This is a genomic window from Paenibacillus sp. FSL K6-2441, from assembly GCF_037964765.1.
Classification (GTDB): Bacteria; Bacillota; Bacilli; order Paenibacillales; family Paenibacillaceae; genus Fontibacillus; species Fontibacillus phoenicis.
Genome location: NZ_CP150174.1, coordinates 1,018,690 through 1,040,228 on the forward strand (window position 1 = coordinate 1,018,690; position 21,539 = coordinate 1,040,228).

21 protein-coding genes are annotated in these 21,539 nt (G+C 56.6%); 18 read left to right on the forward strand and 3 right to left on the reverse strand.

Annotated elements, in window-relative coordinates:
• Positions 1 to 103: 103 nt before the first annotated feature.
• Positions 104 to 649: a GNAT family N-acetyltransferase gene (locus NSQ80_RS04370; RefSeq protein WP_127576342.1), complete on the reverse strand. Its 546-nt coding sequence runs from the start codon at positions 647 to 649 to the stop codon at positions 104 to 106.
• 244 nt (positions 650 to 893) lie between these two features.
• Between NSQ80_RS04370 and NSQ80_RS04375 the strand changes: the two genes are divergently transcribed.
• From NSQ80_RS04375 to NSQ80_RS04460, 18 genes are all read left to right on the forward strand, one after another.
• Positions 894 to 1,802 carry a LysR family transcriptional regulator gene (locus NSQ80_RS04375; RefSeq protein WP_036644893.1) on the forward strand — a complete coding sequence of 303 codons (909 nt, stop codon included), beginning with the start codon at positions 894 to 896 and terminating at the stop codon, positions 1,800 to 1,802.
• Positions 1,803 to 1,905: 103 nt separating this feature from the next.
• Positions 1,906 to 2,733: a transporter substrate-binding domain-containing protein gene (locus tag NSQ80_RS04380; RefSeq protein ID WP_339301518.1), complete on the forward strand. Its 828-nt coding sequence runs from the start codon at positions 1,906 to 1,908 to the stop codon at positions 2,731 to 2,733.
• A 30-nt stretch (positions 2,734 to 2,763) separates the two neighbouring features.
• A complete protein-coding gene (locus NSQ80_RS04385) occupies positions 2,764 to 3,549 on the forward strand; it encodes an amino acid ABC transporter permease (RefSeq protein WP_339301520.1) in 786 nt (261 codons plus the stop codon).
• Positions 3,546 to 4,256, forward strand: coding sequence for an amino acid ABC transporter permease (locus tag NSQ80_RS04390; RefSeq protein WP_009224586.1), 711 nt, complete (start codon positions 3,546 to 3,548; stop codon positions 4,254 to 4,256). Before NSQ80_RS04385 ends, NSQ80_RS04390 begins: the two co-directional genes overlap by 4 nt.
• Positions 4,253 to 5,005, forward strand: coding sequence for an amino acid ABC transporter ATP-binding protein (locus NSQ80_RS04395; protein WP_339301522.1), 753 nt, complete (start codon positions 4,253 to 4,255; stop codon positions 5,003 to 5,005). The genes NSQ80_RS04390 and NSQ80_RS04395 overlap by 4 nt, the downstream gene beginning before the upstream one ends.
• Positions 5,006 to 5,034: 29 nt before the next feature.
• Positions 5,035 to 6,051: an LLM class flavin-dependent oxidoreductase gene (locus tag NSQ80_RS04400; RefSeq protein ID WP_339301524.1), complete on the forward strand. Its 1,017-nt coding sequence runs from the start codon at positions 5,035 to 5,037 to the stop codon at positions 6,049 to 6,051.
• A 1-nt stretch (position 6,052) separates the two neighbouring features.
• Positions 6,053 to 7,252 carry an amidohydrolase gene (locus tag NSQ80_RS04405; RefSeq protein ID WP_009224589.1) on the forward strand — a complete coding sequence of 400 codons (1,200 nt, stop codon included), beginning with the start codon at positions 6,053 to 6,055 and terminating at the stop codon, positions 7,250 to 7,252.
• Positions 7,249 to 8,403 carry an N-methyl-L-tryptophan oxidase gene (gene solA / locus NSQ80_RS04410; protein ID WP_009224590.1) on the forward strand — a complete coding sequence of 385 codons (1,155 nt, stop codon included), beginning with the start codon at positions 7,249 to 7,251 and terminating at the stop codon, positions 8,401 to 8,403. Before NSQ80_RS04405 ends, solA begins: the two co-directional genes overlap by 4 nt.
• Before the next feature lie 85 nt (positions 8,404 to 8,488).
• A complete protein-coding gene (locus NSQ80_RS04415; protein ID WP_009224591.1) occupies positions 8,489 to 8,968 on the forward strand; it encodes a DinB family protein in 480 nt (159 codons plus the stop codon).
• Positions 8,969 to 9,014: 46 nt separating this feature from the next.
• The gene (locus NSQ80_RS04420) at positions 9,015 to 10,355 is read left to right on the forward strand and encodes an LLM class flavin-dependent oxidoreductase (protein ID WP_009224592.1); all 1,341 of its coding nucleotides are present in this window, start codon (positions 9,015 to 9,017) and stop codon (positions 10,353 to 10,355) included.
• Between the two features lie 80 nt (positions 10,356 to 10,435).
• A complete protein-coding gene (gene ssuE / locus NSQ80_RS04425; protein ID WP_009224593.1) occupies positions 10,436 to 11,008 on the forward strand; it encodes an NADPH-dependent FMN reductase in 573 nt (190 codons plus the stop codon).
• A gap of 135 nt (positions 11,009 to 11,143) precedes the next feature.
• Complete coding sequence (locus NSQ80_RS04430; protein WP_339301528.1) at positions 11,144 to 12,502, forward strand: LLM class flavin-dependent oxidoreductase; 1,359 nt, start codon at positions 11,144 to 11,146, stop codon at positions 12,500 to 12,502.
• 38 nt (positions 12,503 to 12,540) lie between these two features.
• Positions 12,541 to 14,199: an ABC transporter substrate-binding protein gene (locus tag NSQ80_RS04435; protein ID WP_009224595.1), complete on the forward strand. Its 1,659-nt coding sequence runs from the start codon at positions 12,541 to 12,543 to the stop codon at positions 14,197 to 14,199.
• A gap of 24 nt (positions 14,200 to 14,223) precedes the next feature.
• Positions 14,224 to 15,150: an ABC transporter permease gene (locus NSQ80_RS04440; protein WP_028538696.1), complete on the forward strand. Its 927-nt coding sequence runs from the start codon at positions 14,224 to 14,226 to the stop codon at positions 15,148 to 15,150.
• A gap of 37 nt (positions 15,151 to 15,187) precedes the next feature.
• Positions 15,188 to 16,084 (forward strand): ABC transporter permease, encoded by an 897-nt coding sequence (locus tag NSQ80_RS04445; RefSeq protein ID WP_036699952.1) that lies wholly within the window; start codon positions 15,188 to 15,190, stop codon positions 16,082 to 16,084.
• Positions 16,085 to 16,093: 9 nt separating this feature from the next.
• Entirely contained in the window at positions 16,094 to 18,169 is a 2,076-nt protein-coding gene (locus tag NSQ80_RS04450; protein ID WP_260069741.1) for an ABC transporter ATP-binding protein, read from the forward strand.
• Positions 18,166 to 19,632 (forward strand): DHA2 family efflux MFS transporter permease subunit, encoded by a 1,467-nt coding sequence (locus NSQ80_RS04455; protein ID WP_339301535.1) that lies wholly within the window; start codon positions 18,166 to 18,168, stop codon positions 19,630 to 19,632. Before NSQ80_RS04450 ends, NSQ80_RS04455 begins: the two co-directional genes overlap by 4 nt.
• Before the next feature lie 51 nt (positions 19,633 to 19,683).
• Positions 19,684 to 20,724, forward strand: coding sequence for an LLM class flavin-dependent oxidoreductase (locus tag NSQ80_RS04460; protein ID WP_028538700.1), 1,041 nt, complete (start codon positions 19,684 to 19,686; stop codon positions 20,722 to 20,724).
• A gap of 72 nt (positions 20,725 to 20,796) precedes the next feature.
• Here the strand turns inward: NSQ80_RS04460 and NSQ80_RS04465 are convergent, their stop codons facing one another.
• Together NSQ80_RS04465 and NSQ80_RS04470 are read right to left on the reverse strand one after the other, a co-directional pair.
• Positions 20,797 to 21,045, reverse strand: a complete 249-nt coding sequence (locus NSQ80_RS04465) for a spore coat protein (RefSeq protein ID WP_009224601.1) — start codon at positions 21,043 to 21,045, stop codon at positions 20,797 to 20,799.
• Between the two features lie 15 nt (positions 21,046 to 21,060).
• On the reverse strand, positions 21,061 to 21,246 hold the full coding sequence (locus NSQ80_RS04470) for a hypothetical protein (RefSeq protein ID WP_009224602.1): 186 nt from the start codon (positions 21,244 to 21,246) through the stop codon (positions 21,061 to 21,063).
• Positions 21,247 to 21,539 lie beyond the last annotated feature (293 nt).

The window sequence follows — 21,539 nt, forward strand, 5'->3', positions numbered from 1 at the left end:
TAACATTGTTCATCACATGATTTCCATTTCCATTATAGCTTAGGAGACAGGCCAGATGCCAGAAAGGGGGATATCATGAGCGAACGCCCCTGATTGATTGTACTTACGAGGTTTGCAGCAGGGGCAACGCGTCCGTCAATTGGATCTTATACGATTTGACCAGGGTCTCCCCATTGGTGGTATCAGCTTCGTAAGCCCGTTCGAATCCGAGGCTCTCATACAGCTTCACCGCAGCGGCCATCATGTCCGACGTATGTAGGTACAGCGTGCGGGCGCCCAGCTCCAGGGATCGGCGGGCGGCCTCACGAATAAGCTGCTTTGCAATTCCGCGTCTGCGGGCATAGGGGGATACGGCGAGCAGCCGGATGATGGGGGATTGGATGCCTAGGTCCGATCTCCCATAGGCCGCTTCCGAGTTCAGGAACAGCTGCACGCTGCCCACGATGTCTCCGTTAAGCTCGGCGACAAGGCGGGCATAAGGGCCGTTGCCGTAGACAGAGCTTCGGATGTTCTCGCGATATTCCTCCCACCGCTCACGGGGCATATCAAACGCATATTGCCGGTAAGCTTCCAGCATCACCTTGGCAATTTGTTCCCGTTCATCCTCCCGGGCATCCCGGATTAACACTTCCTGCTCTAAACGGCTCATCTCTCCAACACTCCTTATCGAAGTAATTCATTTAACATCCCAATCAGGTGAAGTGAAATCAGTATAGACTAAATACCGACTAACCGCATCGGAATATAAAAATATTTACACAGACATTAAAAAATTCTATATCGAACGATTGACAAAAAGTGGCGGGCTCCCTAAGATTAAGGATAATTTTAATAAAACCGCCTATATAGATTGGTATAGTAAGAAATATAGAGTAATTAGGGGAGGGATCTTTTTGAACATCGATCATATTGAGGCGTTTGTATACATCAATCACTACGGCAGCTTCAACAAAGCGGCGGAGGTGTTATTTCTTTCGCAGCCGACGGTGACCGCGCGGATTCAATCGCTGGAGCGGGAGCTGGATTGCCGATTGTTCGATCGCTTGGGGAAACAAATCCAGCTGACGGAGAAGGGAAAACAATTTCTGCCTTATGCCCAGCAAATCCTCCAGATCTACCAAAAGGGAAAACATCATCTCCATTCCCGGCCGGGTACCCCTGAGGAGCTTCGGATTGGCAGCACCGTTTCCGTGTCCAACTATTTAATGCCGCACCTGCTCGTGCTTCTGCATCAACGCTTTCCGCTGATCAACTTCAAGGTGACAACCGGTCCGACTGACGTTCTGGCAGGCAAGCTGGCGGCCAAGGAAATCGATGTGGCATTTGCACGCAAGCAGATGAGTCCGTCGTTCCAATCCTATCCTTTCTATGATGATCCGATCCGGCTATACGTGTATAAGGATCACCCGCTTGCCGCTGCCGGAAGTGCATCCATCCGCGACATCCGGCGGGAACCGCTGGTGTTCTTCGAATGCGGCTCCCTCGACTGGATGCGAATTCACCGCGCGTTCGAAAGCCTGGAGCAGCCGCCAAACATCGTATTTCAAGTCGATAATGCCGAGACTGCGAAGAAGCTTGTGATCAGCCGGGCCGGCATCTGCTTTCTCCCTGGGTTGTCCGCCAGACAAGAAGTGCAGGAGGGAATCCTCGTGCCGGTAGACATCCTTGAGACGGCAGGCGTTTCTTTACAAACCCACCTTATCTCCCTCAGCGGTGAAAACAACGTGTTTTTGGACGCTTTGTTAGAGCTAGGCGCTTCTCCTATCGACGATTTGCATGTACCCATAGAAAAACTCGATTAGACGTGTAACAAAAATCACAGTAAAGTAGTGTCAACATAATCCTGACTAAACTTATAGGGATTGTAAAACGAAGATCACCGTGAATAAGGAAGGGGTTAGAGACATGAAGAGATGGTTAAGTGCAGCGGCCGTACTGGTGTTAGCGGGGGCGCTGGCAGGATGCGGAGCGGGAGCGTCCGGCGGGACGGAAGCGAAGGATACGGCGGCGAGTGCGGCCTTGGGGGAAGTGAAGAAAATCATCGTAGGGACGGGCACAGGCTTTCCGAAAGTATGCTTTATCGACGAGAACGGAAAATTAACCGGATTTGACGTTGAGCTGGTCCGCGAGATCGATCAGCGTCTTGAGGAATATGAATTCGAGTTCCAGACCCAGGAGTTTTCCAACCTGCTGCTGAGCTTGGAGACGAAGAAGATCGATTTTGTCGCTCATGAGATGGAGAAGAACCCGGAGCGGTCCGAGAAATACCTGTTTAACAAAGAGCCCTACGCGCACTGGAGAAATAAGATCATCGTCGCGAAAGACAACAATACGATTCATTCCTTGGATGATTTGAAGGGGAAGAAGGTGTTGACCTCACCAACCAGCGCGCAGGCACAAATTTTGGAGAACTACAACAAGGAAAATAACAATGCTATCGAGATCGTGTACCAGAGCGGTGCAGCCAACGATACGGTCAGCCAAATCACTTCCGGCCGCGTCGAAGCCACATTGGGAGCGGACTTCTCGCTGTCGCTGATCGATCCTCAAGGCAAGCTGAAGACGACCGGGGAGGAGCTGTCACAAGCCGATATTCTCTTCGTCTTCCGCAAAGACGATCCGGAGGGACAGAAGCTGGCGGATGCGATCGACGGGGTCATCAAGGAATTGAAGGCGGATGGAACCTTAAGCAAGCTGAGCAAGGAATGGCTTGGGGAAGACTTCACTAGCTAATCAAAAAGGCGGGAAAGGAGGGAGATTTTCGTGGGGGCACCGTTTGATTTTTCTTTCGTGATCAGCGCCTTTTCGAAGCTGTGGTCGACGCTGGGCGTCACCTTGCTGATTGTGGGCGGGTCGCTGCTGACGGGAATGATCGTCGGGTTTGTGATCGCGTTCCCCCGGCTGTATCGGATTCCGGTGTTGCAGCAGTTTTCGAAGGTATATGTCTCTTTTTTCAGAGGGACGCCGATCTTGATCCAATTGTTCCTGTTCTACTATGGCTTGCCGGAGCTGTTGAAGCTGGTCCACCTGGATATCTCCCGAGCGCCCGTGTTGTTCTTCGTCATTTTGACCTACGGCCTGCATACCGGAGCCTTTATGTCGGAGATGATCCGCGCTTCGGTGACGGCCGTGGATCGGGGACAGGTCGAAGCAGCCTATGCGATCGGGATGAAGGGGCATCAAGCATTCACCCGAATTGTATTGCCGCAAGCGTTGGCGTTGGCGGTGCCGGTCTTCTCCAATATGGTGATTGCTTTGTTGAAGGATACTTCGCTGGCGTTTACCCTTGGCGTCATGGAACTCACCGGCAAAGCCCAGACGCTTGGCGCGCTTACTCAGCATTTTATTGAAGCGTATTTGGCTCTGGCGTTCATCTATTTGGTCGTGAGCTTCACATTAGAGAAGCTGCTGCGGGCCGCCGAACGGCGTTTGCTGAAGCATGAGCAGCCGGATGGAGCGGAGAGAAGGAGGTTCCGGATCGAGCGGAAGCCGTCGCTGAGAGGCATGTTTGTTGGGCTCGGCGCAGAAAAAGGAGGCGCAAAACTATGAAAATCGACCCTTCTTTTGTCTGGACGGCCTTCGTTCAGCTGTTGTCGGCGATTCCCACCACCTTAATGATCACCGCCGTGTCCGTCTCGGTTGGGTTTGTCATTGGCGTGATCACGGCGCTGTTCCGGCTGTATCGGGTTCCTGTGCTGGGGCAAATCTCCACCGCTTATGTCACCTTTATTCGCGGGACGCCCATGCTGACGCACTTATTGCTGATTTACTTCGGGTTGCCGGTCATTATTGACGGCTTATCGGAGGGGTTCGGCTGGGGCTTTAAGTCCGCCTCCATTCCGATGATTGCTTTTGCCTATATTTCCTTTTCTATCACGGCCGGGGCCTATATGTCCGAGGTCGTCCGCTCGGGGCTGCTGGCGGTGAACCGCGGGCAGCTCGAAGCGGCCTATTCCATCGGGATGACGACGTTTCAGGCGCTGCGGCGGATCGTGTTCCCCCAGGCGCTGGCGTTCAGCCTGCCGAACCTGTCCAACTCGGCGATCGGGATGCTGCACGGGTCGACGCTGGCTTTTACCGTATCCGTCGTGGATATTAACGCGAAAGCGCAAATCGTTGCCTCGACCAACTGGAAGTTTTTTGAGGCCTATGTTGCGGCGGCGTTGATTTTCTGGGGGCTGACCGTCCTGATCGAACGGCTCACGGCGCGGCTCGAGAAACGAATCCAACTTTACAATCGGGGGGGAGTGGCATGATTCAGCTTCGTCAATTATCCAAGTCTTTTGGGCGCCAGCAGGTCTTAAAATCGATTGATCTGACGGTGAACCAAGGCGATGTCGTAGTCATTCTGGGACCAAGCGGCTCCGGCAAAACGACGCTGCTGCGATGCATCAACTATCTGGAGAAGCCCAGCGGCGGCGAGATTGCCATCGGCGATTACCGGGTGAACTGCAGCCGCGCGACCAAGAAAGACATTCATGCCCTCCGGCAAAAGACGGCGATGGTGTTTCAGCAATATAACTTGTTTCGGCACAAGACGGCGCTGGAGAACGTGATGGAAGGCTTGGTGATCGTCAAAAAAATACCCAAGGAAGAAGCCAAAGTCCGCAGCATCGCTTTGCTGGAGAAGGTGGGGCTGGCCGGTAAGCTGGACGCTTATCCAAGCCAGCTGTCCGGAGGCCAGCAGCAGCTTGTGGGCATTGCCCGAGCACTGGCGCTTGAGCCGGAGGTTATTTTATTTGACGAACCTACGTCGGCGCTGGACCCGGAGCTGGTTGGCGAAGTGCTGGAGGTCATTCGCAAGATTGCCAAGGAAGGGATCACGATGATCGTCGTGACCCATGAGATGGGGTTTGCCCGGGATGTGGCCAACCACGCCGTATTTATGGACGGCGGCGTCATCGTGGAAGAAGGGAGCCCGGCGGAGCTGCTGTATCATCCGCGTGAAGAGCGGACGAAGCAGTTTCTGAAACGGATTACCCCTGAGCCGAGCTATAGCATTTAAGCATTTAGGATTTAGGAGGCGAAAGAGAGATGGGACTCACGATTAGCGTGTTGGATCAAAGCCCGGTTTACCCGGGGGAGAGTGCGGAGCAGGCGTTTAAGCATACCGTATCGCTGGCCCGCAAATCCGAGGAGCTGGGGTTCCGGCGGTTTTGGGTGTCTGAGCATCATGATTCGGAGCAGGTGGCCGGTTCCTCGCCCGAGGTGCTGATTTCCTACCTTCTGGCGAAAACGAGCACGATCCGGATCGGCTCCGGCGGCGTGATGCTCCAGCATTACAGCCCGTATAAGGTGGCGGAAAATTTCAACGTGCTGGCTTCTCTGGCGCCGGGGCGGGTCGACCTTGGCGTTGGCCGGGCTCCAGGAGGTTTGCCGAAGAGCACGCAGGCTTTGCAGCAAGGCGTAAGGGAATCGGCGACCTTGACAGACAAAATCGTGGAGCTGCGCAAATACGTGCAGAACCGCCTGGAGGCGGACCATCCGCTGGCCGGATTGCGCGCGGCCCCGCTCCCGGCGGAGGCTCCTGAGCTCTACGTGCTTGGGGCGAGCGTGGATAGTGCGCAAATCGCTGCAGGACTAGGCTTGCCTTATGTGTTTTCCTTGTTTATTAACGGGGATCCGGCGATTGCGCTCAAGGCGATCCAAACCTACCGGGAGAGCTTTGAGGCGTCCCACGGTACCGAGCCTCAAGTCATCCTGGCGTTGTCCGTCATCGTCGCCGAATCTGAAGCGGAAGCCGCCGAGCTTGCCGGCAATCAGAAGGTTGTGAAGGTGCGGCTCGCCAGCGGCAAATTGGTGACGCTTGGCACACGGGAGCAAGCGGAAGAGTTCGGCCGTCAGGCCGGAGAGCCCTATACGATCGAGGAGCAGGAGCCTTGGATTGTTAAAGGGACCAAGGCAACGGTCCGGGAGCAGCTGTTCGCGCTGCAGAAGGACACCGGCATCGAGGAAGTGATTGTCACCAGCAATATCACGCCTTTCGAGAAGCGAGTCCGCTCCTTTGAGCTGCTTCGCGAAGCATTAGTCGAAGTGACGGTGGAGGCGTAACATGTCTAACGATACTTATACGACTCAAGAGTTGTCCGGTACAGCGGCAGCGCGGTTCGTAGAGATTCGCCGGGAGTTGCACCGGTACCCGGAACTGTCAAACGAAGAGTTCGAGACGACCCGTCAAATTCGCGGCTGGCTGGAGGAAGCGGGCATCCGGATCCTGGACATTCCGCTGACAACGGGGCTGGTAGCCGAGGTTGGCGGGCTCCAGGGCGGGCCGGTCATCGCGCTTCGGGCGGATATCGACGCACTGCCGATTCAGGAGGAGACGGGACTCCCGTTTGCTTCGGCGAATCCCGGCAAGATGCACGCCTGCGGGCATGATTTCCATACTGCCGCCCTGATCGGTACGGCGTATGCCCTTAAAGCGCGGGAGGAGGAACTGAAGGGCACGGTCCGGCTGATCTTCCAGCCAGCCGAAGAGAAGGCCAAAGGCGCGCGGCAAGTCATCGCCAGCGGGGCGCTCGATGGGGTGCAGGCGATCTTCGGCATGCACAATAAGCCCGATCTTCCCGTCGGGACGATCGGGATCAAGAGCGGCGCGCTTATGGCCGCCGCCGATGGCTTTGTTGTAGAGGTCGCGGGACGGGGGACCCACGCCGCCGTGCCGGAAGCCGGCAACGACCCGATCGTCACCGCCGCGCATCTCGTGACGGTGCTGCAATCGATTATCAGCCGGAACGTCGGCTCCCTGGAGAGTGCCGTCATCAGCGTCACGAAGCTCCACAGCGGCACGGCATGGAACGTCGTCCCTGAAACAGCGCTGCTGGAGGGCACGATCCGCACCTTTGATGAAGAGGTGCGGCGGCGGGTGCTACAGCGCTTCGAAGAGGTGGTTCAAGGAGTGGCGGCTGCATTTGGCACGACAGCTTCCGTCCGCTGGATCGAAGGGCCGCCGCCCGTGCTGAACGATCCCAAGCTGGCGGAGCTTGGGCTGGCGGCCGCAGAGGCGGCGGGGTATCAGGGCATCATGCCGGTTCCGTCGCCGGCAGGAGAGGATTTTTCGTGGTATCAACGGGAAGTTCCGGGGCTCTTCGTCTTTATGGGGACGGATGGGCCGCAGGAATGGCATCATCCAGCCTTTGATCTTGACGAGCGGGCGATTCCGGTAAGCATCGGCTTCTTCACGAAGCTGGCGGAGCTGGCATTGGAGGAGCTGGCACGGGATAACCGCCGGAAGGAAGGCGCGTCCCGATGAGCACGCCCGCCGTTTATGACGTCATCGTTGTTGGCGCAGGCTCCATGGGGATGAGCGCCGGGTACTATTTGGCCCGTAAGGGGCTGCGAACGCTGCTGATCGATGCTTTTGATCCGCCGCACCGGGAAGGCAGCCATCACGGCGAACCCCGGCTGATCCGGCATGCTTACAGCGGAGATCCCGTGTATACGGAATTGGCGGTTCGCGCCCACCGCTTATGGAATGAAGTGGAGGAGCTGACCGGAACTCGGCTGCTGGAGCCGTCCGGCGTGCTGAATATCGCGGATCGCACCATCTATTCCTTTAAGGAGCGAATTGCGCAATCGGAGGCGCTGGGCGTCCGTACGGAATGGCTGGATGCGGCAGAAATCCGCGCCCGCTGGCCAGAGCTGACGATCCCGGATTCGTTTGAGGCGATGTATGAGCCGGACGCCGGGTACTTGTACAGCGAGCGATGTGTGGAGGCGTATCGCAAGCTGGCGTTGGCGCAAGGCGCGGAGCTGCTGACGTACGCCATCGTGCGGGATTTGAAGGTACACAGCGGAGCAGGCGGCGTGACGGTTTATACCGCGGACGACAAGTTTCATGCCGGGGCCGTTCTGCTTACTGCCGGGGCATGGTTCAGCACGCTCGCCCCGTTCGTCAACCTTCCCATTCGCTCCGTGCGCAAGGTGGTCGGATGGTTCGAGACAACCGGTCCTGGCTTCGACGGGGGACGTTTTCCCGGGTTTACATTGGGGACGCCGGAAGGCGGGTATTACGGGTTCCCGAACATCGGCGGAGCCGGTCTTAAGATCGGCCGCCATGACGGCGGAATCCCCTGGACCCCGGGGGAGACGTTGGCGCCTTTCGGAAGCCGTCCCGAGGATGAAGCGGATTTGCGCCGCGTGCTGTCAGCCTATATGCCGGGGGCGGCCGGCCGCCTAAAGCAAGGCGCGGTCTGCAAATACGAGATGTCGCCGGATGAGGATTTTATCATCGACCGGCATCCAGAGCACCCGCAGGTTTGGGTGGCGGGCGGCTTTTCCGGACACGGCTTCAAATTTGCCAGCGTGATTGGGGAGCGGCTTGCGGACTTGGTTGAAAAAGGGAAGACGGATGACTCGCTGCGGCCGTTTGCGCTGGATCGTTTTGGCCAGTTGGCGAAGTAGAGAGATTTGGCGCTGGACCTGATTGGGCCAGTTGGCGAAGCAGGGAGTTCGGGAAGAAGCTTAATTTGGAATCGGAGGGGATGGCATGACTAAAGTAAATTTTGAAGCTTTTTTGAATACACATGGACAGCTCGTTACGGCCATTGATGGCCTCAGCGAGGAGCAGACCACTTGGAAGCCAAAGCCGGAGAGCTGGAGCGTACTGGAGGTATTAACCCACTTGGTGGATCACAGTATCGTTGTCTCTTTTCGGATCCGGGATATTCTGGCGGGAACGGAGGCGCGGCTGCCGGCTTTTAACCAAGACGCCTGGATCAGCGGGCAATATGCCAACGCAGGTAAAGTCTCCGATGTGCTGCAGGCCTTTCATGCGTTGCTTTTGTACAACAGCCTGCTGTTAAGCCGCCTGGATGCGGCCGACTTGGAGAAAACCGGCGTGAACGCCAAGGGAGAAACTGTCTCCATCAAGGATATTGTCGAGGGCTTTACCAACCACGTCCAACGTCATTTGGGGCAAATCGATCGAATCAAACAAGCAGCCGGGTTTGCCCTAAGCAAGAGCTAAGGGCTAGGAAACGAACGATACCCAAACGATAAGGAGGAACGAGATCATGGCGAAACCAAGACAACTCAAATTAGGCGCATTATTGCACGGGGTAGGAGGAGGAACCTCCCTGTGGCGTCATCCGGATGTGCAGGCGGATGCCAGCGTGAATATCGACGTGTATAAACGTTGGGTGCAAAAGGCGGAGGCCGGCAAATTCGACCTGGTATTTATTGCGGACGGCTTATACATCACGGAGAAATCGATCCCCCATTTCCTGAACCGCTTTGAGCCCTTAACGCTCCTCAGCGCCCTGGCGGCGGTCAGCAAGCATGTGGGTCTGGTCGGAACGTTGTCCACTTCGTACAGCGAGCCGTTTACCGTTGCCCGGCAGTTCGCCTCCTTGGACATGATCAGCGGAGGGCGCGCAGGCTGGAACGTCGTAACCTCCCCGTTGGAAGGCTCGGCGCTGAACTATGGGAAGAAGGAGCATCCGGACCATGCCAAACGTTACCGGATTGCCACCGAGTTTCTGGAGGTGGTCCGCGGTCTGTGGGATTCGTGGGAGGACGACGCATTTGTGCGGGATAAGGAGACGGGGGTATTTTTTGATCCGGAAAAAATGCACACGCTGAACCACGTCGGAGAATTCTTCTCGGTGAAGGGGCCGCTGAACATCGCCCGCTCTAAGCAAGGGCAACCCGTGATCTTCCAGGCGGGCTCCTCTGAGGTCGGCAAAAATTACGCAGCCAAGCACGCGGACTCCGTGTTCACCGGGCATGAGACGATCGAGGACGCGCAAGCTTTCTACCAAGATGTGAAGTCCCGCGCCGCATCGTTTGGACGGAATCCGGAGGAAGTCCTGATCTTTCCGGGGATCAGCCCGATCCTTGGCCGTACGCCGGAGGAAGCGGAACGCAAATATCAAGAGGTCGCCAGCCTGGTGACGATCGAGAATGCGCTGGACTATTTGGGCCGTTTCTTCGAGCATCATGATTTCTCCCAATATCCGCTGGATGAGCCGTTCCCGGATGTCGGGGATTTGGGCAAAAACAGCTTCCAAAGCAGCACGGATAAAATCAAAAAAGACGCCAAGGAAAAAGGGTTGACGTTAAGACAAGTGGCGCTTCAAGTCGCAACGCCGCGCGGCGGATTTATCGGGACGCCGGTGCAGGTCGCAGACCGGATTCAGGCCTGGTTTGAGGGAGGCGCAGCCGACGGGTTTATGATTACCGCTGCCGTTCCGAACGGGCTGGAGGATTTTGTGGATCTGGTCGTACCGATTCTGCAGGAGCGCGACCTGTTCCGGACTGAATACGAAAGCGATACGCTGCGCGGCAACCTGGGCCTGCCGTTTCCGGAGAACCGATATACGCTGGAGCGTAAAGCGGTAGCGGCTAAATCCTGAGGCGGGTACCGGCATGCTGAGGTGGTGCCGTTAGCTTTGCAGTATCAGGAGATGGATTACGAATAGGAGGAGATCAAATTATGAGCAAAATCGTTATTATCGCTGGGAGTCCAACCTTAGGTTCACGGTTGTTCGGATTAACGGATTACGTACAGGAGAAGTTGACCCAAGCGGGCAATTCCATCGATTGGTTCTCGGCGGCAGAGCTGCCGGCGGAGGATTTGCTCCGGGCGAATTTCAACAGCGAGGTTGTGAAGGAGCTGAACGCAGCGGTTGAAGCGGCCGATGCCGTTATCATCGCCAGCCCGGTCTATAAAGCGTCTTATTCGGGCGCGCTGAAGACGATCCTGGATTTGATCCCGCAAAAAGGGCTCCAAGGCAAAGTAGTGCTGCCGCTGTTCATCGGCGGGACGATTGCCCATTTGCTGGCGGTGGATTACGCGTTGAAGCCGGTGGTTGCGGCGCTTGGCGGAACTCATATTCTCAGCGGTGTATTTGCCGTCGATCAATGGGTTAGCCGGTTGGAGAACGGCGGGTTTGCGCTGGAAGAGCAGCTTCGGGTGCGGCTGGACGAGGAGGTAGCCGAGCTGAACCGGGAACTGGCCCGTTATCGGCTTGGGGCAGAGGAGCAGAAGCAAGGCCAGGTTGTGTAAATTCAGAAGGCGATGTGCCTGAAGGTGAAGGAGAGCCTCACGGGATTCTGTGCTGCACTAATGCCGACTAAACATATGAGTTAATGATTGATTAGAGTGTCATGATTTCTAAATTAAACAAAGGTGGAGTGAACAATGGGTTCCCATTCCAATAGACAGCTCCGGTTCGGAGCCGCGATTCATGGCGTAGGGAGCAGCCATACGGCGTGGAGGCATCCGCAGATTCCTTCGGATGCCAGCGTAAGCCTTGCTTTTTATACGCAACAGGCGCAAATCGCTGAAAACGGAAAATTCGATTTTGTATTCATTGCGGACGGTCTCTACATCAATGAAAAATCGATCCCGCATTTTCTGAACCGGTTCGAGCCGATTACGATCTTGTCTGCGCTTGGCGCTGTAACTTCACGGATCGGCCTGGTCGGAACGCTGTCGACCTCGTACAGCGAGCCCTTTACGGTCGCCCGGCAGTTCGCGTCGATCGACCATATTAGCAAAGGGCGGGCCGGTTGGAACGTTGTGACTTCACCTTTGGAAGGGACGGCCCTCAATTTTGGCGGCAAACCGCACCCCTCGCATTCTGAGCGATACCGAATCGCCGAGGAATATTTGGAGGTCATCAAAGGCCTGTGGGACTCCTGGGAGGATGACGCTTTTATTCGCGACAAGGAGAGCGGGGTTTTCTTCGACCCGTCCAAAATGCATCGGTTGAATCACGAGGGCGAGTATTTCTCCGTACAGGGCCCGTTAAACATCGCGCGTTCCAAGCAGGGCCAACCGGTCGTGTTCCAAGCCGGCTCCTCCGAAAGCGGCCGCAACCTTGCGGCCAAGACGGCGGACGCGGTATTCACCGGACCGGAGACGCTTGAAGAAGCCAAGGCGTTCTATCAGGACGTGAAGCGGCGCGCCGTCGAATATGGGCGTTCCCCTAATGAGATTCTGATCTTCCCGGGAATCGGTCCAATCATTGGCCGGACTGAGGAGGAAGCGGAGCGGAAATACCGCGAAATCGCCGAATTGGTGACGCCGGACAAAGCGCTGGAGTACCTTGGACGGTATTTCGAGCACCATGATTTCTCCCGATATCCGCTGGATGAGCCGTTCCCGGATCTGGGCGATTTCGGTTCGAACAGCTTCCGCAGTACAACGGAACGTATCAAGAAACGGGCGAAGGAGCAGAACCTGACGCTCCGGGAAGTTGCGCTGCAGGAGGCGACGCCAAGGACGGTGTTCTTTGGCACGCCGGAGAAGGTTGCGGATATTGTGCAGCAATGGTTCGAGGAACAGGCGGCGGACGGTTTTATTATCGGAGAAAGCGTTCCGGGCGGGCTGAGAGATTTCGTGGAATGGGTCGTGCCGATTCTGCAGGAACGCGGATTGTTCCGCACCGATTATGAGGCGGATACGCTTCGCGGCAATCTGGGGCTGCCTGTGCCGGTGAACCGTTACACGGCGCAGAGGGCGCTGCAACAGGCCGGCAGCGTTCGGTATGTCTGATCAAACGTTAGTTTAAGCACAGGGAGGGCGTTGATGCCATGAGAATCATGAAAACCAAGCGCAGTAAATCCATCGTCGCAGCGGCAACGATGATGGTGGTGCTGCTATCGGCCTGCGGGAGCCATCCAACCGCACAAGAAAGCCCAAAGGCTGAGGCGTCCGCCTCGGATGCCGAACAAACAGCTGCCGCACAAGGCGGGGAACTCACTTATGCGCTGGCGACCTCACCCGATACGTTGGACCCGCATCGCAGCGGGCTTGCCGTAGCGGTTCGGGTCCTTCGCACGATCTATGACAGCCTGGTCGTCCAGCTGCCGGACAATACCATCAAGCCGTGGTTGGCGAAGGAATGGACGGTTTCGGAGGACGGGCTCAGCTATACCTTCAAGCTCCGGGAGGATGTCAAATTCCATGACGGAACCCCGTTTAATGCCGAAGCGGTTAAATTCAACTTCGACCGGATTCTCGATCCGGCCACAAAAGCGGCGAATGCGGCTGCCTTGCTTCAGCCGTATGAATCCTCCGAGGTAATTGACGAGTACACCGTCAAGCTCAACCTTTCGACGCCGTCCAGAGCGTTCCTTGGCAACCTCAGCCAGGCGCTGCTTGGCATCGTCTCGCCGACGGCAGCCAAGCAATACGGTGATCAGCTGGGACAGCACCCGGTGGGAACCGGACCGTATAAATTCGTGAAATGGGAGGAAAACGCCGGCATTCAGGTGGAGCGCAATCCAGATTATCATTGGGCGCCTGAATTGGTCGACAACCCGGGAGCGCCTTATCTGGACAGCGTGAACTTTCGTATCATTCCGGAGGAAGCGACCCGGATCGGAAGCGTGCAGAGCAAGCAAGTGCTCGCTGCCGAAACGGTGCCGCCTCAGAATGCGATCGCACTGAAGAACCATGCCGAGCTGCAGTTGCTCCAGACCAATACGGTCGGCCTGCCGTATACGTTGTTTTTTAATCTGGACCATGCCCCCTGGAATGAGCTGAAGGCCCGGCAAGCCGTGCAGCTCGCAGTTGATGTGGATGCGATCGTCAAGACCTTGTACTTAGGCACTTACGAGCGGGCTTGGTCACCGCTGACGCCGGGAACGTTTGGCTACGATCCTTCGCTGGAGAACTCGATTCAACCTGATCTAACGAAGGCCAACCAGCTGCTGGATGAGTTGGGATGGGTGAAGGGAGCGGACGGCATCCGGGAAAAAGACGGCAAGAAGCTCACCCTGCATTACGTCGACGGAACCCCGAACCGGGAAAAACGCAACGACATCGCAGTGATCATTCAGCAGCAGTTGAAGCAAATCGGCATCGCCGTTGAGGTGGAGATCACCAAAGATGTCCGGACCGTGGTGTATACCAACGGAGATTACGATTTATACGGAAACAGCCAAGTCAATTCTGATCCGAACGCACTCTATTCGTTCTACCATTCCTATGATCCGAACGGACAGCCCACCTTGTCGCGGCTGAACAGTCCAGAGGTGGATGAGTGGCTCGAGCAGGGAAGAGTGGAGAAGGATGACGCGAAACGGGCGGAGCTGTACAAGAAAGTGCAGCATTACATTATCGACAATGCGATCATTCTTCCGATCTACGTGTTCCCTTATACCGTAGCTGCATCCCAGTCCGTACAAGGAATCAAATTCGATTCCCTCGGCTATCCGTTGTTTAACGATGTTTCATTAAAGAAGTAACGCGAAGGGAGCTGCATTAGGAAAATGGTTTGGACGATCTTCCAGCGGCTGATCGCCTCGTTGCTGGTCATTTTCGGATCGCTGGTGCTGGTCTTCACCATTTTGTACGTCCTGCCCGGCGATCCGACGGACGCGATGATTGATCCCGCGCTGGCGACGCCGGAGGCGATTGCGGCCTTACGGCACCAGCTTGGCGTTGACCAGCCGTTCCACGTTCAGCTCCTGCGGTATTTCGGCGGTATATTCCGGGGAGACTTCGGCAACTCGCTGCTGAATTCGGACCCGGTGCTGCCCAAGATCGTGGAGAGCTTGCCGGCTACGCTCGCTTTAACGGCGGCCAGCGCCTTCGTGTCCGTCGTTGTCGGGATCCTGCTGGGCGTTCTCTCGGCGATCCATCGCAACCGGGCGATTGACATTATTGCCCGGATCATCGGATTATTTGGCATCTCCATGCCGACGTTCTGGTCGGGCATTCTGCTGATCCTGATCTTCTCGATTACGCTGGGCTGGTTCCCGGCGATGGGATCGGACGGCTGGAGGACCCTCGTCCTGCCGGCCCTTGCACTTGGCACCGTCGGGGCGGGATTTATCCTCCGGATGGTTCGAAGCAGCATGCTCGATGTCATTGGGGAGCAGTTTATCGTCACCTTGCGATCCAAGGGACTCACCGAGCGCGCGGTGATGTACCGGCATGCGCTCAGGAACGCGTTGATCCCGGCTGTGACGATGATTGGCATGCTGATCGGCGAGATGCTGGCCGGCACGGTCGTGATCGAGACCGTATTTTCCCGACAGGGCATCGGCAGGGTGATCTCGGACGCCATCATGGCCAAGGACTTGCCGGTGGTTCAAGGCGTTATCCTGTTTTCTGCCGCCATTTATGTATTCGTTAATCTGCTAGTGGACATTTCTTATGCGATCATCGATCCACGAGTCCGACGCTCCACTTAATGAGGTTCACGTACTCTATGAACGGGAGGGAAATCGAGTGAGAGAAGCGATCTTCTCCAAAACCGTCTGGCGCGAACGTAAAGCCGGAGCTTCGGCCGCGCCGCGAACCGGCCGATTTTCGGTCAATGACCTGCTTCTGGTGTTGGCCGGATTATTCATCTTGTTTATCGTCGCATGCGCCATCGTCCCTTCCTGGATCGCTCCGTATGCTCCGACGGAAATGCTGACGGACCGTATCCTGCAAGCGCCCAGCCGGGCTCATCCGTTGGGTACGGATTATTTCGGCAGGGATGTCTTCAGCGTGATCGTGCATGGAAGCCGCGATTCCCTCTTTATCGGGCTGGCTTCCGTGCTGACCGGCGGGTTGATCGGCGGAGCTTTCGGAGCCATCGCCGGGTATGCGGGCGGATGGGTGGATACGGTAATGATGCGAATCAACGATATTCTGATGACGATTCCGGGGATTCTGCTCGCGCTTGCGATCGCCGCGGCCCTTGGCCCCAGCCTGTTTAACATCGTGCTGGCCGTCGCCGTCTCCTCCGTACCGGGATATGCCCGCGTGATGCGAGCTCAAATTTTAAGCATTAAAAACCGCACGTTCGTGAAAGCCGCCGCCTCCATCGGCGCTTCGCCCTGGTCGATCTTCTGGAAGCATGTGCTGCCGAACTCCCTTTCACCGCTGCTGGTCATGGCGGCGGTGGGGATCGGCACGTCGATTCTGACGGGATCGGGTCTCAGCTTCCTCGGGCTGGGCGTGCTTCGCGAAATCCCGGACTGGGGGACGCTGCTGTCCCAGGGCAGAGGTTACCTGACCGTAGCTTGGTGGATCTGCACTTTTCCAGGGCTGGCGATTACCTTGTTTGTCTTGGCAGTCAATATACTGGGGGACCGTCTGAGAGATCATCTGGATCCGAAAAAACTTACGCAGCGATAGGAGGGGGCCATGAGGAGCGCATTGTTGGATATTCAGCAGCTTTCCGTTGATTTCAGCACCCGAAACGGACTGATCCAGGCGATTCGGGATGTCACCTTAACGATCGGAGAAGGGGAAACCGTTTGCCTCGTCGGCGAGTCCGGAAGCGGCAAGACGGTCACCTCCAAAGCCATTATGCGCTTGATCGATCATGAGAACGGCAGGATCACGGGCGGCAGCCTCCGCTTAGGCGGGACCGATTTGACGGGACTGTCTGAGGCGGAGCTTCGCCGGGTTCGCGGAAAAAAGATGGCGATGGTGTTCCAAGAGCCGATGGCCGCCTTTGACCCGGTATTTACAATCGGCCGGCAAATCCGGGAAACCATCCTGCAGCATGAGCGGATCTCCAAGCGGGAGGCCGATGAGCGGGCGGTTCGCCTGCTTGAACGCGTGGGCATTCCGGAGCCGAGGCTGCGGCTGAAGCAATACCCGGGCGAACTGTCGGGCGGCATGCTGCAACGGGCGATGATCGCGATGGCGCTGTCCTGCGGCCCGGACCTGCTGATCGCAGATGAGCCGACAACCGCATTGGATGTGACCATCCAAGCGCAGATTCTGAGCTTGCTTAAGGACTTGCAGCAAGAGTTCGGGATGTCGATTTTGCTCATCACGCATGATTTGGGGATTGCCGCCGATATCGCTGACCGTATTGTGGTGATGTATGCCGGGGAAATCGTGGAGGAGGCGCCGGCAGAGCAATTGTTCCGACTCCCCCGCCATCCGTATACCCGCGGACTGCTCCGCTCCATCGCTAAGCTGGATACCGTCCGCGGGACCCGGCTCCATTCCATCGAAGGGTCGATTCCCAGCCTGGCCGAGCCGCCCAGCGGGTGCCGGTTTCATCCCCGTTGCGCTTACGCCACGGAAAGCTGTATTCGGGAAGCCCCGCCTTTAGTGGCAGATGCAGAAGGCCGCCGAACCGCTTGCTGGCACTCGGAAGAGCTGGTCCGGCAGGATAGCTGGCTTGCGGCGCAACCGGAAATCGAAGCCGCCCCGATACACGTACGCAGCTCTTCCTCGGAGAGCGAAGGCCCCATCGCGACGGCCGAACCGACTGATGTAAACGAAGGCGAGGTGCTGTTTGCCGCTGAGCATTTGCGCAAATATTACCGCGTTCACGGCGGAGGCTTAGGGAAACGGACCCGGCTGATCCGTGCCGTAGACGATGTCACGTTTACGATCAAGAAAGGGGAAACCTTTGGCCTGGTTGGCGAATCCGGCAGCGGGAAGTCGACGCTGGGGAGGGTGCTGCTGCAGATGGAGAAAGCGACGGCAGGAAGCGTGTTGTTCGCCGGCGAGGACCTTACTCGACTGAGCGGAGCAGCCTTGCGTTCGGCCCGCCGCCATATGCAGACGATTTTTCAGGATCCTTATGGCTCGTTTGATCCGAGGTGGAAAATCGGGGACAGCATCGCTGAACCGCTCAAAGTTCACGGAGATTTGCCCTCTGGGGAAATCAAGGAGCGCGTTCGCGAATTGTTGGAGCTCGTTGGTTTGGACCCATCTTGGGACGAACGGTATCCGCATGAGTTCTCCGGCGGGCAGCGGCAACGCATCGGCATCGCCCGGGCTATCGCCTTGAACCCGCAGTTCATCTTAGCGGATGAAGCCGTCTCGGCCCTGGACGTGTCCGTCCAGGCTCAGATCATCAACCTGCTGCAGGACCTGCAGCAGAAGTTGGGGCTGACCTATCTGTTTATCGCCCACGGGCTGCAGGTCGTGCGGCATATTTCCGACCGGATTGGCGTGATGTATCTCGGGAAGCTGGTGGAGATTGCCCCAAGCGAATCGCTGTTCCTTCGGCCGGCCCACCCGTATACCCGGGCGCTGATCGACTCCATTCCCCGGAGCCGCCCGGGCGAGGGACAGGGGCAAGGGCAGCTTCCCCGCGGCATCACCGGTGAAATCCCATCCCCGGCGAATCCCCCGGCAGGCTGCCGGTTTCACACCCGCTGCCCGTTTGCCGTCTCGCGCTGCCGGGAAGAGGAGCCGCAGCTTCGGCCGCTCGAAGGCGGCCATTACGCGGCCTGTCATTTTCCGTTATGAGGACTGGAACTGAACGCCGGTTCTGGCCCATTCTCCTGACGTTGTTTTTAGGGTCCTTTGCCGGGGTATATCACGTCGTGTCGCTAAACGTCTCGCTTCCCGGCTTTATCGGGATCTTTCATGCCGAGCTGAATACCGTACAGTGGGTGATTACCGGCTTTTCCTTGGCCTGCGGCATGATCGCGCCGGTCAGCGGATATGTATGCCTTCGGTTTGGGAGCAAACGGGTGTTTCTGTGGTCGCTGGCAGGGATCAGCGTGACCTCGCTGCTGTGCGCGATCTCGTGGAACGTTCAGGCGCTGATCGGGTTTCGTATCCTGCAGGGGGTGTTCTGCGGACTGATCCAGCCGGTTTCCCTGATGATGATTTACCAGACGCTGCCGCGCGAACGCCAATCGCTGGCCGTCAGCGTCTGGTCGTTTTCCACGGTGCTGGCCACAGCGATTGGACCTTCGCTAAGCGGTTGGTTTCAGCAGGTGGATTGGCATCTGATTTTTCTCGTGACCGTGCCGCTCGGCATCGGCGCCTGGATCGCCGCGAAGGTTCTGCTGCCGTCCGCAGGAGGCGCCGATGCTTCGAGAAAATTAGATATCGCCGGGCTGTTCCTTGCCACCGGAGGAAGCCTGGCCATGCTGCTGCTGTTCGGGAATTTGCATCAATGGGGGCTTGCTTCTCCTTTAACCTGGGCGTGCTTGATCGCCGGAGGTGCAGCCTTCGTAATGTTTGTGCGAGTGGAGTTACGCACCCCAGAGCCGCTGTTGAATCTGCGGTTATTTCGCAATTTACCCTTTACAGCAAGCTTAAGTCTGACCCTGATTCTTACGGTAGCCCTGTACTCCGGGGTGTATTTCATCCCGCTGTTCCTCGAGGAAATCCGCGGAATGTCCGCCTTCCATATCGGGCTGCTGTTTCTTCCGGCTGCGGCGTGCCTGACCTTGGCGACCTTCCTCTCAGGGAAAATATACGCTTCCCGTGGCCCCGCGCTGCTGGTTGGTGCGGGCAGCTTGCTGCTGCTGGCGGCCAACCTGCATTTCAGCCGGCTTCATCCGGAGACGACGCTGCTTTCGGTGATCATCTGGTTATGCATTCGTAACGCCGGTACGGGGTTTGCACTCACTCCAGCCACCGGCAGTGCGATGGGGGCGGTGTCCGAGCAGGAATCGGGAGATGCTTCGGCGCTGCTCAGCTGGCTGAGGCAGATCGTTAGCTCCATCTCGCTGGGGATGTTCACGTCTGTGTTCTACGTCCGTTTGGGGATCCATGAAGCCCGGATGCATGCCGAGCTTAACGCTAACGGGCTGAGTCGAGAACAGTTGTACAGGGAGGCGTATACGCAGAGCATTGGAGATGCCTTTTGGCTGGCGAGCGGGTTAATTGCCGCAGCGATTCCTCTTGTTTGGCTGATCCGTAGAAAGAGACAGCCACAAGATGCCGGTGCTCCTGCTTTAAAACGCTCTGTCTGAGGAAAGTAGTCCAATGTAACTTTGATTAACCCGGTAGGAGGCGAAAGCCTGATGAAAGTTGCTTTGTTCAGCTTGATGATGAATGTTCCCAATGCGGTAACGGGGGAAGCGTGGACGGCGCAGCAAAAATTTCAAAATGTGATCGACCAGGCCATCCTCGCCGAAAAACTGGGGTTCGATGCTTATGGGATCGGTGAGAGACACGGGGAACCTTTTCTCTCTTCTTCACCGCCGTTGGTCCTGACCGCGATCGCTGCTCAGACCACCCGCATTCGCCTTCTCACCACCGTTACGGTGTTGAGCGTGCTTGACCCAGTTCGGGTCGCCGAGGATTATGCCACCTTGGATCATTTGTCCGGAGGGAGGCTGACGATGATCATCGGCAAAGGCAACGATCCCCGGCATTACTCGTTGTTTGGCATCACAGAAGAAGAGCAATGGGAGTCGCTCGCCGAACGATACGGATTGCTGAAGCGGCTGTGGACGGAGGAGAAGGTAACCTGGTCGGGCCGTTACCGGCCCCCGCTCCAAGAGGTAACGACCTTTCCGAGACCCCACCAATCGGAAATCCCCGTATGGCACGGCAGCGCATCAAGCACGCTGTCGACGGAGCTCGCCGCCCGGTACGGGGAGCCGATTTTTTCTTCGAACTCTTTTCACCCGTTTGAAAAATACAAAGCCTTAATCGATCATTACCGCGAACGACTGGTCTATTATGGCCATGATCCCCACAAAGCGGTGGTGGGAGCCGGTTCGGGAAGTTTATATCTCGCGGACACGGCCGAGGAGGCCTTGCGGCGGTTTAGACCCTATTATGAGGCGTTCAGCGGGACGGAGGCCGCCAAGCACAATCAATCGCCGTTTACCTCGCTAAAGGATATGGTGGAACGGGGACCGGCCTTAATCGGCAGCGCTGAACAGATTATCGTGAAAATCCTGAAATACCACGAGGCCTTCGGACATACCGTGCTGGGGATTAGCGTGGACGGATTAAGTGAGGCCGAGCAGCGGGAGCAGCTTCACCGGTTTGCCGAAGAGGTGCTGCCGGTTTTGAAACGGGAGATTCCAAACCCCTTGTACCGTGGAATTTAAAAAAAGAGCTTCTTTACACCCGAAAGGGGGTGGAGAAGCTCTTTTTGCTGTTCACTCAAGCTGGGGTTTCACTCAGCCGCCCAGCTGCGATTTTACCTGCTGCACTTCCTGATCGTCCGCCATCATCGCCGGCTGGTAGAATCCTTTGGACTGAGCCAGTTGGAACAGCTCGTATTGCGATTTCTCGCAATTGTCCCGGATTTGCTGAATCGTTGATCTCAGCTGGGGATTCGCGCATTCGGAAATGACGCTGGAGTAGGTGGTCAGGCTGCTTTTGACCATGGACAACGCGTCGTTCACCATATCTTTATCCTGCATCATCGTGTAAAGCTCCTCCTAATTCAGAAATGACATGAGCTGCTGCTTCGTATTCAGTGCGTCCTGAGCCGATTTTTGAAAGTAAGCTTTGACTTGCGGATCAACGGACTGCTGCGCGTAGGCAAGCATTTTTTGATGTGCTGTTTCATGAGCGCCAATCAGGTGCCGCAGGCTTTGCAGCTCCTGTTGATTGATTTGGGCCATGCCATCTGCTCCTTTCAGGTGGTATTCGCTGGTTATTGTTTGCGAAACCGGAGCAAATATGCGATGAGTTGATTTTTTCTTGGAAAAAAGCGGCTTATCTGTGAAGAAAACGTGACGGGGATCGGGGAGAAATAGGTCATTTGAGTCTTGTATATTTTTGAACTCGTGACTCTTATCACAATTCCATACCATGTAAACTATTAAAATAGTCACTGTGTTTTTGTCGAATTTAGTTAAAAATGAATATGTAGGTATTATTTAGATTTTATTCCGAAGATGCAGTTAAAGCACCG

What these genes read in the sequence shown, in the direction of transcription:
- NSQ80_RS04405 (WP_009224589.1), top strand. Translation starts at nt 6,053, where the DNA reads ATGTCTAACGATACTTATACGACTCAAGAGTTGTCCGGTACAGCGGCA.
- NSQ80_RS04400 (WP_339301524.1), top strand. Translation starts at nt 5,035, where the DNA reads ATGGGACTCACGATTAGCGTGTTGGATCAAAGCCCGGTTTACCCGGGG.
- NSQ80_RS04395 (WP_339301522.1), top strand. Translation starts at nt 4,253, where the DNA reads ATGATTCAGCTTCGTCAATTATCCAAGTCTTTTGGGCGCCAGCAGGTC.
- NSQ80_RS04390 (WP_009224586.1), top strand. Translation starts at nt 3,546, where the DNA reads ATGAAAATCGACCCTTCTTTTGTCTGGACGGCCTTCGTTCAGCTGTTG.
- NSQ80_RS04460 (WP_028538700.1), top strand. Translation starts at nt 19,684, where the DNA reads ATGAAAGTTGCTTTGTTCAGCTTGATGATGAATGTTCCCAATGCGGTA.
- NSQ80_RS04430 (WP_339301528.1), top strand. Translation starts at nt 11,144, where the DNA reads ATGGGTTCCCATTCCAATAGACAGCTCCGGTTCGGAGCCGCGATTCAT.
- NSQ80_RS04415 (WP_009224591.1), top strand. Translation starts at nt 8,489, where the DNA reads ATGACTAAAGTAAATTTTGAAGCTTTTTTGAATACACATGGACAGCTC.
- NSQ80_RS04455 (WP_339301535.1), top strand. Translation starts at nt 18,166, where the DNA reads ATGAGGACTGGAACTGAACGCCGGTTCTGGCCCATTCTCCTGACGTTG.
- NSQ80_RS04465 (WP_009224601.1), bottom strand. Translation starts at nt 21,045, where the DNA reads ATGATGCAGGATAAAGATATGGTGAACGACGCGTTGTCCATGGTCAAA.
- NSQ80_RS04420 (WP_009224592.1), top strand. Translation starts at nt 9,015, where the DNA reads ATGGCGAAACCAAGACAACTCAAATTAGGCGCATTATTGCACGGGGTA.
- NSQ80_RS04380 (WP_339301518.1), top strand. Translation starts at nt 1,906, where the DNA reads ATGAAGAGATGGTTAAGTGCAGCGGCCGTACTGGTGTTAGCGGGGGCG.
- NSQ80_RS04450 (WP_260069741.1), top strand. Translation starts at nt 16,094, where the DNA reads ATGAGGAGCGCATTGTTGGATATTCAGCAGCTTTCCGTTGATTTCAGC.
- NSQ80_RS04370 (WP_127576342.1), bottom strand. Translation starts at nt 649, where the DNA reads ATGAGCCGTTTAGAGCAGGAAGTGTTAATCCGGGATGCCCGGGAGGAT.
- NSQ80_RS04435 (WP_009224595.1), top strand. Translation starts at nt 12,541, where the DNA reads ATGAGAATCATGAAAACCAAGCGCAGTAAATCCATCGTCGCAGCGGCA.
- NSQ80_RS04440 (WP_028538696.1), top strand. Translation starts at nt 14,224, where the DNA reads ATGGTTTGGACGATCTTCCAGCGGCTGATCGCCTCGTTGCTGGTCATT.
- solA (WP_009224590.1), top strand. Translation starts at nt 7,249, where the DNA reads ATGAGCACGCCCGCCGTTTATGACGTCATCGTTGTTGGCGCAGGCTCC.
- ssuE (WP_009224593.1), top strand. Translation starts at nt 10,436, where the DNA reads ATGAGCAAAATCGTTATTATCGCTGGGAGTCCAACCTTAGGTTCACGG.
- NSQ80_RS04470 (WP_009224602.1), bottom strand. Translation starts at nt 21,246, where the DNA reads ATGGCCCAAATCAATCAACAGGAGCTGCAAAGCCTGCGGCACCTGATT.